Annotated in this window: 11 protein-coding genes; 8 read left to right on the forward strand and 3 right to left on the reverse strand. The window is 72.8% G+C overall.

Annotated elements, in window-relative coordinates; genetic code table 11:
• Nucleotides 1-223: 223 nt before the first annotated feature.
• Nucleotides 224-970: a hypothetical protein gene (locus tag ACIRFH_RS07425; protein WP_403517800.1), complete on the reverse strand. Its 747-nt coding sequence runs from the start codon at nucleotides 968-970 to the stop codon at nucleotides 224-226.
• A gap of 60 nt (nucleotides 971-1030) precedes the next feature.
• On the opposite strand from ACIRFH_RS07425, the gene ACIRFH_RS07430 reads away from it, so the two are divergent.
• Nucleotides 1031-1813 carry an adenosylcobinamide-GDP ribazoletransferase gene (locus ACIRFH_RS07430; protein WP_403517802.1) on the forward strand — a complete coding sequence of 261 codons (783 nt, stop codon included), beginning with the start codon at nucleotides 1031-1033 and terminating at the stop codon, nucleotides 1811-1813.
• Between the two features lie 3 nt (nucleotides 1814-1816).
• Here the strand turns inward: ACIRFH_RS07430 and ACIRFH_RS07435 are convergent, their stop codons facing one another.
• Nucleotides 1817-2602, reverse strand: a complete 786-nt coding sequence (locus ACIRFH_RS07435; RefSeq protein WP_403517804.1) for an endo alpha-1,4 polygalactosaminidase — start codon at nucleotides 2600-2602, stop codon at nucleotides 1817-1819.
• A 241-nt stretch (nucleotides 2603-2843) separates the two neighbouring features.
• Between ACIRFH_RS07435 and ACIRFH_RS07440 the strand changes: the two genes are divergently transcribed.
• The 7 genes from ACIRFH_RS07440 (at nucleotide 2844) to ACIRFH_RS07470 (ending at nucleotide 13572) form a co-directional block, all read left to right on the forward strand.
• Nucleotides 2844-4382: a leucyl aminopeptidase gene (locus tag ACIRFH_RS07440; RefSeq protein WP_403517806.1), complete on the forward strand. Its 1539-nt coding sequence runs from the start codon at nucleotides 2844-2846 to the stop codon at nucleotides 4380-4382.
• Between the two features lie 279 nt (nucleotides 4383-4661).
• Nucleotides 4662-6050, forward strand: coding sequence for a dihydrolipoyl dehydrogenase (lpdA, locus tag ACIRFH_RS07445; RefSeq protein WP_403517808.1), 1389 nt, complete (start codon nucleotides 4662-4664; stop codon nucleotides 6048-6050).
• 64 nt (nucleotides 6051-6114) lie between these two features.
• Nucleotides 6115-7905, forward strand: coding sequence for a 2-oxoglutarate dehydrogenase, E2 component, dihydrolipoamide succinyltransferase (gene sucB, locus ACIRFH_RS07450; protein WP_403517810.1), 1791 nt, complete (start codon nucleotides 6115-6117; stop codon nucleotides 7903-7905).
• 260 nt (nucleotides 7906-8165) lie between these two features.
• On the forward strand, nucleotides 8166-8789 hold the full coding sequence (locus ACIRFH_RS07455) for a GntR family transcriptional regulator (protein ID WP_403517812.1): 624 nt from the start codon (nucleotides 8166-8168) through the stop codon (nucleotides 8787-8789).
• 371 nt (nucleotides 8790-9160) lie between these two features.
• On the forward strand, nucleotides 9161-11863 hold the full coding sequence (gene aceE, locus ACIRFH_RS07460; protein WP_403517814.1) for a pyruvate dehydrogenase (acetyl-transferring), homodimeric type: 2703 nt from the start codon (nucleotides 9161-9163) through the stop codon (nucleotides 11861-11863).
• A gap of 67 nt (nucleotides 11864-11930) precedes the next feature.
• Nucleotides 11931-12911: a helix-turn-helix transcriptional regulator gene (locus ACIRFH_RS07465; RefSeq protein ID WP_403517816.1), complete on the forward strand. Its 981-nt coding sequence runs from the start codon at nucleotides 11931-11933 to the stop codon at nucleotides 12909-12911.
• Between the two features lie 127 nt (nucleotides 12912-13038).
• On the forward strand, nucleotides 13039-13572 hold the full coding sequence (locus tag ACIRFH_RS07470) for a DUF4240 domain-containing protein (RefSeq protein ID WP_403518249.1): 534 nt from the start codon (nucleotides 13039-13041) through the stop codon (nucleotides 13570-13572).
• A 50-nt stretch (nucleotides 13573-13622) separates the two neighbouring features.
• Here the strand turns inward: ACIRFH_RS07470 and ACIRFH_RS07475 are convergent, their stop codons facing one another.
• Nucleotides 13623-14429 (reverse strand): peptidoglycan recognition protein, encoded by an 807-nt coding sequence (locus ACIRFH_RS07475; protein WP_403517818.1) that lies wholly within the window; start codon nucleotides 14427-14429, stop codon nucleotides 13623-13625.
• Nucleotides 14430-14446: the final 17 nt, after the last annotated feature.

Here is a 14446-nt window from a genome sequence, read left to right on the forward strand (position 1 = left end):
GGTACTTCTGCGGCCGACCGATTCCGCGCCGTTCCGAGGACGGACACCCCCCGGCGCGGCCCCGACCCACAGCCCACGCACCGCGCCACCCGCACAGGCCGCCGCAGGCACCCCGCACCCCCACCGAACCCGCACAGGCCGCCGCAGGCACCCCGCCCACGCGCCGCAGGCACCCGCAGGCACCCGCAGGCACCGCCCCACCACCGCCGGAGACATGACGCCGCTACAGCTGCGGCGGGTCCGGACGGCCGCCGATCCAGTTCTGGAGGGTGCGGCGGGGTACGGTCCAGCGGCGGTCGTGGCGGTAGGCGCGCAGGCGGGACTTGGCGCGGGCGCGCGGGCGGCGGCCGTAGAAGCGGCGGGCCCAGAAGGAGCCGGGGCGGGCCAGGCGGACGGCGCCGATCACGGCGATGAACGGGACGATCACGCCGAAGACCGCGAGCCGTACCTTGCCCTTGGCCAGGGAGAGGAGGGAGAAGCCGAAGTTGCCCGCGACGGTCGCGATGACGTTGGCGCGGTCCTGCAGCTCGCTCTGGGAGACGTTGTCGACGCCGAACGGCGTGAATCCTGCGAGGACCAGGCCGACCAGGGCCGCGGTGACCACCACGACCTCCACGCTCTTGCGGCCGGCCTCGGTCCAGTAGACGTCGTCGAGGTGCAGGATCAGCGCGAACTCGTCCAGGACGAGACCCGTCCCGATGCCGAAGACCACCGCCGCGAGGGCGGGGCCGAACCCGTGCCGGTCGCCGGCGACCGCGCCGAAGCCGCCGACGACGGTGAGGACGATCCCGGGGACCACGTGGTGGATGTGCACCCCGCCCGCCTTGACGTTCCCGAACGGGCCCTTGCCCGCCCGGATCAGGCGGGTGACGACGCGGGTGATCACGAACGTCAGCACGAAGGCGCCGAGGGCGAGGAGCAACGGCAGCTTGCCCGGTTCGACGATGTTCCGCTGCCACCAATCTCCCATATGCGAACTTTAGTCCCGGGCCGCGGAAGCGCCCCGGTGACCGCCGGGTAGTCTGCGCCGGTGTTCAGGACCCCTTCCTCCCACGGCCTCCGGTTCGCGTTCGGCACCCTCACCGTGCTCCCGGCCCGGGTGACCCGCTGGGACCGTGGGGCGGCGCGCGGCGGCATGCTGTGCGCCCCGCTGGCCGGGCTGGTCGTCGGTGCCGTTTCCGCCGCCGTCGGGCTCGCCCTGCTGTTCCTCGGCGCCGGCAGCCCGCTCGCCGCGGTCGCCACCGTCGCCGTGCCCGCCGTCCTCACCCGGGGGCTGCACCTGGACGGGCTGGCCGACACCGCGGACGGCCTGGGCAGCGGGAAGCCCGCCGAGGACGCGCTGCGGATCATGAAGCAGTCGGACATCGGGCCGTTCGGCGTGATCGCCCTCGTCCTGGTGCTGCTGGCCCAGGTGGCCGCGCTGACGCAGGCGTACGACGACTCGTGGGCGCGGGGCGCGCTCGCCGCCGTGGTCTCGGCGACCGCCGCCCGGCTGGCGCTCACCCTGGCCGCCCGGGCCGGGGTCCCGGCCGCGCGCCCGGAGGGGCTGGGCGCCGCGGTCGCCGGGGTGGTCCCGGCGGGCGGGGCACTGGGCGCGGCCGTCGCCGTCACGGCCGCCGGGGCGGCGGCGGGAGCGTCCCTCGGGACGTGGGACGCGGTCCGTACGGCGCTCGCCGTGCTGGGCGCCGTCGCCGTCGCCGAACTGCTGCTGCGGCACTGCGTCCGCCGCTTCGGCGGGGTCACCGGTGACGTCTTCGGCGGGGTCGCGGAGGCGGCGGCCACGGCCGCGCTGGTCGCCTCGGTGCTGGGCTGACGCTCAGCAGGCCTCGCGCCACGCCCCCAGTTCGTACTTCTTGAGCATCGAACTCAGCCGCAGCTCACGGGACTCGGCGCAGAAACGGTCGGTGGGCAGCTCGTACTCGACATGGAAGACGGCCTTGTCCGCGTCGGTGAACGGCTTGTTGGCGGCGCACTCGCCGTGCTGGGCGCACTGCTCGTTGACCGCGAAGTCGAAGTCGTCCACCAGCTCCGGGATCTGGTCGAGGTCGTTCTTCAGGCCGACGGCCATGCCCCGGTCGTGGGCGAGCTTCGCGATCAGCCGGTTGTAGCGGAGCTGGTCGTCGGCGGTGAGCGGGAAGCCGGTCTCGTTCTCGTAGCCGTCCATGTTGTCCGGCTCGACGGCGTCGAAACCCTTGTCGCGGCACATGTCGAGGCGTTCGGCCATCAGCGGCTCCAGGACGTCCGTCGCCCGGATGTCCAGCCAGCGTTCGCCGTCCCAGCCGTTGCCCTCGCCCAACACCGACTCGGGGAACTCCGCCGCGTCGGGGCGGAAGTCCTCCCAGGCGCCGGTGGACACGTAGCAGACGACCTTGCGGCCGTCGTCGTGCAGGGCGGCCACCGTGGACGCGGTGTGGTCGAAGCCGTCGATGTCGTAGACCGGCACGTCGACGGTGGTGTCGAGCCTGCCGCTGAGCTGCCACTGCCAGGCGGTGCCGGGGCGCGGCTGCCAGGGGCCGGCGGCGCCCCGCCCGTCGTCGGGGGGCGACGACGAGCAGCCCGCGAGCAGCAGGAGCAGGGCCGTCAGCAGGGCCGGGCGTCTCATGGGGCGTACTCCAGGGATGGGGGCGGCATACCCCGCGATGATCTCGTACGTCCTCGGGGGCGCGGGAAACGCGGGGCGCGGGAGCGAGCGGACGGGGGTGCGAGCGTAGGCTCGTGCCGGGTGTTTGCCCGCCCGGGCAAAGACCGCCTCGCAGGAGGGATCTAGGGTCGGTTGTCGGGCCCGGTCGACCCACCCGCATTCGGCCATACAAGACTTCGTACGGAAGCGAGATTTCACCACCGTGACTGCTCTCACTCTCTCCACCGCAGCGGTGCCCGGCCTGCGGGCCGACGCCATCGTGATCGGTGTCGCCAAGGGTGCCCGCGGCCCCGTCGTCGCACCGGGTGCCGAGGCCGTGGACAACGCGTACGACGGCAGGCTCGCCGACGTGCTGGAGACCCTCGGTGCCTCCGGTGCCGAGGGCGAGGTGACGAAGCTGCCCTCGCCGTCCGGCTTCAAGACCCCCGTCGTGGTGGCGGTGGGCCTGGGCGCCGAGCCCGAGAAGGACGCCGGTTTCGACGCCGAGGCGCTGCGCCGGGCCGCCGGCGTGGCCGCCCGCGCGCTCGCCGGCGCCAAGAAGGCCGTCTTCGCGCTGCCGTTGACCGAGGCCGCCGACGCCGGCGCCGTCGGTGAGGGCGTGCTGCTCGGCGCGTACTCCTTCGACGCGTACAAGGAGAACGGCCGTCAGACGCAGGGCGCCGCGAAGGCGAAGAACGGCAAGGCGCCGCTCGCCGAGGCCGCGCTGCTCGGCGGCAAGCCCCGCGACAAGGCGTACAAGGCCGCGATCGAGCGTGCCGCCGCCGTCTCCGAGGAGCTGAACCGCGCCCGCGACCTGGTCAACACCCCGCCGAACGACCTGAACCCCGAGGCGTTCGCGGCGATCGCGCAGGCCGCCGCCAAGGAGCACGGCATCAAGGTGCAGGTGCTCGACGAGAAGGCGCTGACCAAGGGCGGCTACGGCGGCATCCTCGGCGTCGGCGCCGGTTCGGCGTCGGGGCCGCGGCTGGTGAAGCTGTCGTACACCTCGTCCAAGGCGACGAAGTCCCTCGCCTTCGTCGGCAAGGGCATCACCTACGACTCGGGCGGCATCTCGCTGAAGCCGGCCGGGCACAACGAGACGATGAAGTGCGACATGGCCGGTGCCGCCGCCGTGTTCGCCGCGGTCGTCGCCGCCGCGCGTCTCGGCCTCGACGTCAACGTCACCGGCTGGCTGGCGCTGGCCGAGAACATGCCGTCCGGCTCCGCCACCCGCCCGGGTGACGTGCTGCGCATGTACAGCGGCAAGACGGTGGAGGTCCTCAACACCGACGCCGAGGGCCGTCTCGTCCTCGCCGACGCCCTGTGGGCGGCCTCGCAGGAGAAGCCCGACGCGATCATCGACGTGGCGACCCTGACCGGTGCGATGATGCTGGCGCTGGGCAGCCGTACGTACGGGATCATGGCGAACGACGACGCGTTCCGCGCCGCGGTGCACGAGGCGGCGGAGGAGGTCGGCGAGCCGGCGTGGCCGATGCCGCTGCCCGAGCACCTGCGCAAGGGCATGGAGTCCGCGACCGCCGACATCGCCAACATGGGCGAGCGGATGGGCGGCGGTCTGGTGGCCGGCCTGTTCCTGCGCGAGTTCGTCGGCGAGGGCATCACCTGGGCGCACCTGGACATCGCGGGTCCGGCGTTCAACGAGAGCGGGCCGTTCGGGTACACGCCGAAGGGCGGCACGGGTACGGCGGTGCGGACGCTGGTGCGGGTCGCCGAGCTGACGGCCGCGGGCGACCTGGGCTGACGTTCGCCCGAGGGCTCGGGGGTGCGGGGAGTTGTGCGGCAGCGGGTCCGTCGTTGCCCGCGCAGTTCCCCGCGCCCCTGACGGCGTCGCCCCACCGTCCCTCTCGAAGGAACGTGGGGCGTCTCACACACCGGCCCCACGTCTCGTCGGCCCCCGACAAGTGCGAAGATGGGGCTCGGCAGGACAGGGCCCCAACCAAGGGCCGAAGAACGAGCGGCCGGACACCAGCCGCCAGCCGGTCACCGACGACCGGCGGCGCACATGCATGGAGGACGTGACGTGGCGAACGACGCCAGCACCGTTTTCGACCTAGTGATCCTCGGCGGTGGTAGCGGTGGTTACGCCGCGGCCCTGCGCGGGGCGCAGCTGGGCCTGGACGTCGCCCTGATCGAGAAGGACAAGGTCGGCGGCACCTGCCTGCACAAGGGGTGCATCCCCACCAAGGCCCTGCTGCACGCGGGCGAGATCGCCGACCAGGCCCGCGAGAGCGAGCAGTTCGGTGTGAAGGCCACCTTCGAGGGCATCGACGTACCGGCCGTCCAGAAGTACAAGGACGAGGTGATCTCGGGCCTGTACAAGGGTCTGCAGGGTCTGATCGCCTCGCGCAAGGTGACCTACATCGAGGGTGAGGGCCGGCTGTCCTCCCCGACCTCGGTGGACGTCAACGGTCAGCGCATCCAGGGCCGCCACGTCCTGCTGGCGACCGGCTCCGTGCCGAAGTCGCTGCCGGGCCTGGACATCGACGGCAACCGGATCATCTCCTCCGACCACGCGCTCGTCCTGGACCGCGTGCCGAAGTCCGCGATCATCCTGGGCGGCGGCGTCATCGGCGTCGAGTTCGCCTCGGCGTGGAAGTCGTTCGGCACCGACGTCACGATCATCGAGGGCCTCAAGCACCTCGTGCCGGTCGAGGACGAGAACAGCTCCAAGCTGCTGGAGCGCGCCTTCCGCAAGCGGGGCATCAAGTTCAACCTGGGCACCTTCTTCGACAAGGCCGAGTACACCCAGGACGGCGTCAAGGTCACCCTCGCCGACGGCAAGGAGTTCGAGGCCGAGGTCCTGCTCGTCGCCATCGGCCGCGGCCCGGTCTCGCAGGGCCTGGGCTACGAGGAGGCCGGGGTCGCCATGGACCGCGGCTACGTCCTGGTCGACGAGTACATGCGGACCAACGTCCCGACCATCTCCGCCGTCGGCGACCTGGTCCCGACGCTCCAGCTCGCGCACGTCGGTTTCGCCGAGGGCATCCTGGTGGCGGAGCGCCTGGCCGGTCTGAAGACCGTCCCGATCGACTACGACGGCGTGCCGCGGGTGACGTACTGCCACCCGGAGGTCGCCTCCGTCGGCATCACCGAGGCCAAGGCCAAGGAGATCTACGGCGCGGACAAGGTCGTCGCCCTGAAGTACAACCTGGCCGGCAACGGCAGGAGCAAGATCCTGAAGACCGCGGGTGAGATCAAGCTCGTCCAGGTCAAGGACGGTGCCGTGGTCGGCGTCCACATGGTCGGCGACCGCATGGGCGAGCAGGTCGGCGAGGCGCAGCTGATCTACAACTGGGAGGCGCTGCCGGCCGAGGTGGCCCAGCTCATCCACGCCCACCCGACGCAGAACGAGGCGCTCGGCGAGGCCCACCTGGCGCTGGCCGGCAAGCCGCTGCACTCCCACGACTGACCTTCCCTCGGTCACTGGGCGCGACGACACAGACTTCCGCAATTCGTAAGGAGCAACCGAAACCATGGCGGTTTCCGTAACCCTTCCGGCGCTCGGCGAGAGCGTCACCGAGGGCACCGTCACCCGTTGGCTCAAGGCCGAGGGTGAGCGCGTCGAGGCCGACGAGCCGCTGCTCGAGGTCTCGACCGACAAGGTCGACACCGAGATCCCGGCCCCCGCCTCCGGCGTGCTGTCCTCCATCAAGGTCGCCGAGGACGAGACGGTCGAGGTCGGCGCCGAACTGGCCCTGATCGACGACGGTTCCGGCGCCCCGGCCGAGGCCCCGGCCGCCGAGGCCGCCCCGCAGGCCCAGCAGGTCGCCGAGCCGGCCCCCGAGCCCGCACCGGCCGCTCCCTCCACCGAGCAGGCCGCCCCGGCCCCGGCTCCGACCGCCGAGGCCGCCTCGGGCGGCGGTTCCGCCCAGGGCACCGACGTGGTCCTGCCCGCGCTCGGCGAGTCCGTCACCGAGGGCACCGTCACCCGCTGGCTGAAGTCGGTCGGCGACAGCGTCGAGGCCGACGAGCCGCTGCTCGAGGTCTCGACCGACAAGGTCGACACCGAGATCCCGGCCCCCGCCTCCGGCACCCTGCTGGAGATCGTGGTCGGCGAGGACGAGACCGCCGAGGTCGGCGCCAAGCTGGCCGTCATCGGCGAGGCGGGTGCCGCCCCGGCCGCCCCCGCGCAGCCGGCCGCCCCCGCGCAGCCCGAGCCCGCCCCGGCCCCGCAGCAGGCCGCCCCGGCATCGGCCGCTCCGGCCGCCCCCGCCGCTCCGGCCGCCCCCGCCGCCCCGGCTCCGCAGGCGCCCGCGCCGGCCCCGGCCGCACCGGCCCAGCCCGCCGCTCCGGCTGCTCCGGCTGCTCCGGCCGCCGCCCGGCCGGCGGACGACGGTGCCTACGTCACCCCGCTGGTGCGCAAGCTCGCCGCCGAGAACGGCGTCGACCTGTCCACCGTCAAGGGCACCGGCGTCGGCGGCCGTATCCGCAAGCAGGACGTCACCGCTGCCGCCGAGGCCGCGAAGGCCGCCGCTCAGGCTCCGGCCGCCGCTGCCGCCGCCGCGCCCGCCGCGAAGAAGGCCCCCTCCCTGGAGGCCTCCCCGCTGCGCGGCCAGACCGTCAAGATGCCGCGCATCCGCAAGGTCATCGGCGACAACATGGTCAAGGCGCTGCACGAGCAGGCCCAGCTGTCGTCGGTCGTCGAGGTCGACGTCACCCGCCTGATGAAGCTGCGCGCCAAGGCGAAGGACTCCTTCGCGGCGCGTGAGGGCGTCAAGCTCTCCCCGATGCCGTTCTTCGTCAAGGCCGCCGCCCAGGCGCTGAAGGCCCACCCGGTCATCAACGCCAAGATCAACGAGGCCGAGGGGACCATCACCTACTTCGACACCGAGCACGTCGGTATCGCGGTGGACTCCGAGAAGGGCCTGATGACCCCGGTCATCAAGAACGCCGGTGACCTCAACATCGCCGGCATCGCCAAGGCCACGGCCGAGCTGGCGGGCAAGGTCCGCGCCAGCAAGATCACCCCGGACGAGCTGTCCGGCGCGACCTTCACCATCAGCAACACCGGTTCGCGCGGCGCGCTGTTCGACACGATCATCGTGCCGCCGGGCCAGGTCGCGATCCTCGGCATCGGTGCCACGGTCAAGCGTCCGGCCGTCATCGAGACGGAGGAGGGCACGGTCATCGGCGTCCGCGACATGACGTACCTGACCCTGTCCTACGACCACCGCCTGGTGGACGGCGCCGACGCCGCCCGCTACCTGACGGCGGTCAAGGCGATCCTGGAGGCGGGCGAGTTCGAGGTCGAGCTCGGCCTGTAATCCCCCTGCCAGTGGGCCCCCACGGTGCCCCCGCCCGGAGCTTCCCGGGCGGGGGCACCGTCGCGTTCCGGCGGCAGCACGCTGTGTAAGTCTCGTCTCACCTGCGTAAAAGCGCGCCTGCGCGCCCCTCCCGGGCGCCGCGACGGCCGTATTGTCTAAACGTCAACGCCCCGGGGTCCCGCCCGCCGCCCGACCACCGCCCCTCAACGAGACCCTTCGGGCCGCAGCATAGAATCCGTGCCCCCTCCGAAGGAGCCCTCATGACCGCGCCCGTCGTCCACTCGCTGCGGGAACAGATCCGTGAGCACATCCTGGAAGGGATCATCAGCGGACGCTGGCAGCCGGGCGAGCGGATCGTGGAGCGGCGGATCGCCACCGAGCTGGAGGTCAGCCAGACCCCGGTGCGGGAGGCGCTGCGCGAGCTGGAGTCGCTGCGGCTGATCGAGTCGGCGCCGAACAAGGGCGTGCGCGTACGCAATCTGACCGCCGCCGACCTGGAGGAGAGCTACCCGGTCCGGGCGGGTCTGGAGGCCATCGCGGCGGAGCTGGCGGCGGACCGGCTCGCCGAGGACTGCTCGGTCCTGGAACCGCACGTGGCCGCGCTCTACGAGGCCGACCGGGTGGCCGACGGGACGGCCCAGGTGCGGCACACGGTGGGCTTCCACCGGGAGCTGGTGCGGGCGGCCGGCAACTCGGTGCTGCTGCACACGTGGGAGGGGCTGGGCATCGAGGTGTTCACGGCGCTGTCGATACGGTGGCTGGGAACGGTGCAGCAGTCGTACGCGGAGGAGCACGAGGAGCTGGTCGCGGCGTTCCGGCGCCGGGACCCGCGGATCGCGGACCTGGTCAAGTCCCACGTCCTGGGCTGCGCCCCCCGCGCCTGACACTCCGTCCCCGCCGCCCCTTCCCGGCCCTTGGGGTGCGCCCCCAGCTCCCGGTCCGCGCGGGTCCCCGCGCCTTCGGAGGGGCGGGGACCCGCGCGGTCGGCCACGGCGCGACCACTCGAGCCGTACCACGCTCACCTGCACAAACACCCACCGGACAAGGTCACCCGGTGCCACCACCGAAGGCACCCCGTGCCGACTTTCTCGAGATCGAGAGGTTTTAGCCCTCAACCCTTTGATCGATCATCGATCAGGGAGTTACAGTCACCGACGGGCTTGCATCCGAGCTCCAGCCCTGTCCTGCCAAAGACCTAGGGCACCCCCGAACCCTTGACTTGAGGGAACCCCCTTCGACTGAGGAAGGCGGCGACATGACCGACCCCAACGCCATCCAGCCGAGCGAGCTCGACCAGCTCCCGGACCGCGACCCCGAGGAGACCGCCGAGTGGCGGGCCTCCCTGGACGCCGTCACCAAGGCGGCCGGGCCGCACCGTGCCGCGTACCTGATGCGCCGCACACTGGAGCGCGCCGAGGGCGCCGGCATCGCCCTGCCGAAGCTCCTCGAGACGGACTACGTCAACACCATCCCCACCTCCGCCGAGCCCACCGTGGACGGCGACGAGGAGATGGAGCAGCGGATCACCGCCTGGAACCGCTGGAACGCGGCGGCGATGGTGACCCGCGGGAGCAAATACGGCGTCGGCGGCCACATCGCCACCTTCGCCTCCGCGGCCTGGCTGTACGAGACCGGCTTCAACCACTTCTTCAAGGGCAAGGAGGCGGACGGCTCCGGCGACCAGCTCTACATCCAGGGCCACGCCTCCCCCGGCATCTACGCCCGCGCCTTCCTCGACGGCCGGCTGAACGAGGAGCAGCTCGACAACTTCCGCCGCGAGGCCGGGGGCAACGGCCTGCCGTCCTACCCGCACCCGCGCCGCCTGCCCTGGCTGTGGGAGTTCCCCACCGTCTCCATGGGCCTCGGTCCGATCTCCGCGATCTACCAGGCGCGGTTCAACCGCTACCTGACCAGCCGCGGCATCAAGGACCTGACGAACTCCCACGTGTGGGCGTTCCTCGGTGACGGCGAGATGGACGAGCCCGAGTCCACCACGGCGCTCACCCTCGCCTCCCGCGAGGGCCTGGACAACCTGACCTTCGTCATCAACTGCAACCTGCAGCGCCTCGACGGTCCGGTCCGCGCCAACTTCAAGATCGTGCAGGAGCTGGAGGCCCAGTTCCGCGGCGCCGGCTGGAACGTCGTCAAGACGCTGTGGGGCACCGCCTGGGACGAGCTGTTCCAGCTCGACACCACGGGCGCGCTCGTACGCCGGCTGCGCGAGGTACCGGACGCGCAGGTGCAGACGTACCAGACGCGCGACGCCGCCTACATCCGCGAGGACTTCTTCGGCAAGGACCCGGCGCTCGTCGAGATGGCGAAGCTCCTGTCCGACGACAAGATCCTCGAGTGCTTCCACTACTCGCGCGGCGGCCACGAGTCCCGCAAGGTCTACGCCGCGTACCGGGCCGCGCTCGCCCACAAGGGCGCGCCGACCGTGATCCTGGCCCAGACGGTCAAGGGCCACACCCTCGGCTCCGGCTTCGCCTCCAAGAACGCCAACCACCAGATGAAGAAGCTCTCGGTGGACGAGTTCAAGGACATGCGCGACCTGCTCGGCCTGCCGATCAAGGACAGCGACTTCGTCGACGGCGTGGTCCCCTACGGCCACCCGGGCGCCGACTCCCCCGAGGTCCGCTACCTCCAGGAGCGCCGCGCCGCCCTCGGCGGCCCGGCCCCGGCCCGCCGCGTGCACCCGGTGGCGCCGCTGCCCGCGCCCGCCGACAAGGCGTTCGCGTCCTTCGACAAGGGTTCCGGCTCCCAGAACGTCGCCACCACGATGGCGTTCGTCCGCCTGGTCAAGGACCTGGTCCGCGACAAGGAGACCGGCAAGCGCTGGGTGCCGATCGTCCCCGACGAGGCGCGCACCTTCGGCATGGAGTCGCTGTTCCCGTCGCTGGGCATCTACTCGCCCAAGGGCCAGACGTACGAGCCGGTCGACCGCGACCAGCTGATGTACTACAAGGAGGCCAAGAACGGCCAGATCCTCAACGAGGGGATCACCGAGGCCGGTTCGATGGCCGACTTCATCGCCGCTTCGACGTCGTACGCGACGCACGGCGAGGCGATGATCCCGTTCTACATCTTCTACTCGATGTTCGGCTGGCAGCGCACGGCCGACCAGATGTGGCAGCTCGGCGACCAGCTCGGCCGCGGCTTCCTGATCGGCGCGACGGCCGGCCGCACCACGCTGACCGGCGAGGGCCTCCAGCACGCGGACGGCCACTCCCCCGTCATCGCCGCCACCAACCCGGCCGCGCTGACGTACGACCCGGCGTTCGCGTACGAGGTCGCCGCCATCGTCAAGGACGGTCTGCGCCGCATGTACGGCGAGACGGCCCCGGGCGAGGACCCGAACGTCTTCTACTACCTGACGGTCTACAACGAGCCGCTGCCGCAGCCGGCCAAGCCGTCGGTCCCCGGCGTCGACGAGGGCATCGTCAAGGGCCTGTACCGGTTCAACACGGCGGAGTCGGCCGGCCTCACCCCGGTCGCGAACGCGCCGCGCATCCAGCTCCTGGGCTCCGGCACGGCGATCCACTGGGCGCTGAAGGCGCAGCGGATGCTGTCCGAGGAGTGGGGCGTGGCCGCCGACGTGTGGTCGGCGACGTCGTGGGGCGAGCTGCGCCGCGACGCGCTGGAGGCCGACGAGGCGCTGCTGCGCGGCGAGGAGCGGGTGCCGTACGTCCGCCAGGCGCTCCAGGGTGCCGAAGGTCCGGTGCTGGCCGTCTCCGACTACATGCGCCAGGTCCCGGACCAGATCGCGCAGTGGGTCGAGCAGGACTGGTCCTCGCTGGGCGCCGACGGCTTCGGTCTGTCGGACACCCGTGAGGCCGCCCGCCGTCACTTCGGCGTCGACGCCGAGTCCATCGTGGTCGCGGCCCTGGCCCAGCTCGCCAGGCGCGGCGAGGTCCAGGCGACGGCCGTGAAGGAGGCGCGCGAGCGCTACGGCATGTGAGGCTCTGACCCGAGATGGTCTGTGAGGAGGCCCCCGCTTCGGCGGGGGCCTCCTGCATGATGTGGGCATGCGCGCTGCCCGCCTCATCAAGATGGTGCTGCTGCTCCAGTCCCGTCCGGCCATGACCGCCGCCGAGCTGGCCCGGGAGCTGGAGGTGTCGGAGCGGACCGTGACGCGGGACGCGCAGGCGCTGTCGGAGGCGGGCGTGCCGGTGTACGCCGAGCGGGGCCGGGCCGGGGGGTACCGGCTGATCGGCGGGTACCGGACGCGGCTGACGGGTCTGGCGCGCGGCGAGGCGGAGGCACTGTTCCTGTCCGGGGTGCCGGGGGCGCTGCGCGAGATGGGACTGGAGGACGCGGCGTCGGCGGCCCGGCTGAAGGTGTCGGCGGCGCTGCTGCCCTCGCTGCGGGACGCCTCCCGCACGGCGGCGCAGCGGTTCCACCTGGACGCGCCGAACTGGTTCCGGGAACCGGAGACGCCCGGGCTGCTGCCGGCGGTCGCGGACGCGGTGTGGGACGACCGGCCGCTCACCGCGCGCTACCGGCGCGGCGAGGAGGAGGTCGTCCGGGAGCTGGAGCCGTACGGACTCGTGCTGAAGGCGGGCGTCTGGTACCTGTGCGCGCGGGTGCCGGACGGCGGCTCGTTCCGGGTGTACCGGATCGACCGGTTCACGGCGGTGGAGCCCGGCGGGGAGCGGTTCGAGCGGGACCGGGAGTTCGACCTGCCCGCGTTCTGGGCGGAGCGTGCCGAGCAGTTCGCGCGCTCGATCCTGCGGGCCGAGGTCGTGGTGCGGCTGTCCGAGCGGGGACTGCGCGCGCTGCCGCACGCCGTCGAGGCGCTGTCCGCCCGGGCGGCCCTGGCGGCCGCCGGTGCGCCGGACGCGGACGGGTGGGTGACGGTGACCCTGCCGGTGGAGTCCGAGGAGGTCGCCCTCACCCAGCTGAGGACGCTGGGACCGGAGGTGGAGGTGCTGGCCCCCGGGGAGCTGCGGGAACGCTTCGCCCGGGACGCCCGGCGGCTCGCCGCGCTGTACGGGGACGAGCCCTGACCGGACCCGGCGACCCACCACGCCGTACGCGGACGAGCCCTGACCGGACCCGGCGACCCACCCGGACATGACGATCCGCTCCGCTCCACGTGCGGGGCACCCCTTCAGGGCCGATGCTGGACCCGTGATGGACGAGACGGAGTTCTGGGAGCTGATCGACGCCGCCCGGCGGGGCGCCGACGGTGATCCCGAGGAACAGGCCGACCTGCTCCTGGAGCGGCTCCTCGGGCTGGACCCGGACCTCGTCCTGGACTTCGCCCGCCACTTCGAGGCCCGCTACAACCGGGCCTGCACGTGGGACCTGTGGGCCGCCGCGTGGGTGCTGCTCGGCGGGGCGAGCGACGACGCCTTCGACTACTTCCGGTGCTGGCTGATCGGCCAGGGCCGCGAGGTGTACGAGGGCGCGGTGCACGATCCCGACTCGCTCGCCGAGCTGCTGGACGACTTCGACGAGGAGCTGGACGGCGACGGGGAGGAGCTCGGTTACGCGGCCGACGAGGCCTACGAGCAGCTCACCGGCACCGTCGCCCCCGACCTCGGCATCGCACCCGCGCCCGCGGAACCGCGGGGCACCCCGGTCGACCTGGAGGACGACCGGGTCCTCGCCGAACGGCTCCCGCGGCTGTGGGAGCGCTTCGGGGAGCGGTCCCGGGAGGGCTGAGACGCCCCGCCGCCCGGACGGTGCGACGGGGCCGCCCGTCCGCGGCCGGGTCAGCCGGTCCTGCCCTGGAGGCGGGCGGCGAGTTCCCTGATGTGCGGGAGGCGGGCGATGAGGGCCTCTCCGGGGCAGCTCGTCCGGTACCCCTCGCCGTGCCCCGCGACGGCGGGCAGGGTGGCGGTGGTGCCGGCGGCGTACCGGCTGAGGCCGTTGCTGGAGACCAGGCGGACCGTTCCGCGCGGGTCGGTGTCGGCCGGGCCCAGTTTCCAGGCGGCCAGCGCGGCGATCGCGTCGGTCAGCGCGTCCGGCACGGGGACGCCGGCGGTGAAGGTGCCGAGGGCGGCGATGCCGGTGGTGCGGTGGTTGAAGCCCTGGGTGTGGGCACCGGTGACGGGACGGTCGATGCCGCCGGCGCGGCCCTCGTAGACGGTGCCGCAGCGGTCGACGACGAAGTTGTAGCCGATGTCGTCCCAGTCCCGGGCACCGGTCTGGCCCGTGTAGATCCCGCGGAGGATGGCCGGCACGTCGGCGCAGTCGTAGCCGTTCGGCGTGTCGGTGTGGTGGACGAAGACGGCGCGGACCTCGTCGTCGTAGCGCGGGGCCGGCTGGGCGCGGGCGTCGTCGCCCAGCCAGACCGAGCGGGGCACGACGGGCGGCCGGGGGGCGGTGTGCCGGGGGGCGGCGCCGGGGACGGCCGAGCGGGCGTCCGGCCCGGCGGCCCGTTCCTCGTCGCCCGCGCACAGCGCCAGCGCCGCGACGGCGACGAGGCCGGGCAGGCAGCCGGACAGCACCCGGGCCGGGACCGGTATGCGGTCCGCACGCCGTCCCCGGGGGTCGCGCGGACCTCGCAGGACACGCATGGTCCCACTGTCCGGTG

Origin of the sequence: Streptomyces sp. NPDC093586 (assembly GCF_044764905.1) — a bacterium.
Classification (GTDB): domain Bacteria; phylum Actinomycetota; class Actinomycetes; order Streptomycetales; family Streptomycetaceae; genus Streptomyces.

What these genes read in the sequence shown, in the direction of transcription:
- ACIRFH_RS07465 (WP_403517816.1), top strand. Translation starts at nt 11,931, where the DNA reads ATGCGCGCTGCCCGCCTCATCAAGATGGTGCTGCTGCTCCAGTCCCGT.
- ACIRFH_RS07435 (WP_403517804.1), bottom strand. Translation starts at nt 2,602, where the DNA reads ATGAGACGCCCGGCCCTGCTGACGGCCCTGCTCCTGCTGCTCGCGGGC.
- aceE (WP_403517814.1), top strand. Translation starts at nt 9,161, where the DNA reads ATGACCGACCCCAACGCCATCCAGCCGAGCGAGCTCGACCAGCTCCCG.
- ACIRFH_RS07470 (WP_403518249.1), top strand. Translation starts at nt 13,039, where the DNA reads ATGGACGAGACGGAGTTCTGGGAGCTGATCGACGCCGCCCGGCGGGGC.
- ACIRFH_RS07475 (WP_403517818.1), bottom strand. Translation starts at nt 14,429, where the DNA reads ATGCGTGTCCTGCGAGGTCCGCGCGACCCCCGGGGACGGCGTGCGGAC.
- sucB (WP_403517810.1), top strand. Translation starts at nt 6,115, where the DNA reads ATGGCGGTTTCCGTAACCCTTCCGGCGCTCGGCGAGAGCGTCACCGAG.
- ACIRFH_RS07425 (WP_403517800.1), bottom strand. Translation starts at nt 970, where the DNA reads ATGGGAGATTGGTGGCAGCGGAACATCGTCGAACCGGGCAAGCTGCCG.
- ACIRFH_RS07455 (WP_403517812.1), top strand. Translation starts at nt 8,166, where the DNA reads ATGACCGCGCCCGTCGTCCACTCGCTGCGGGAACAGATCCGTGAGCAC.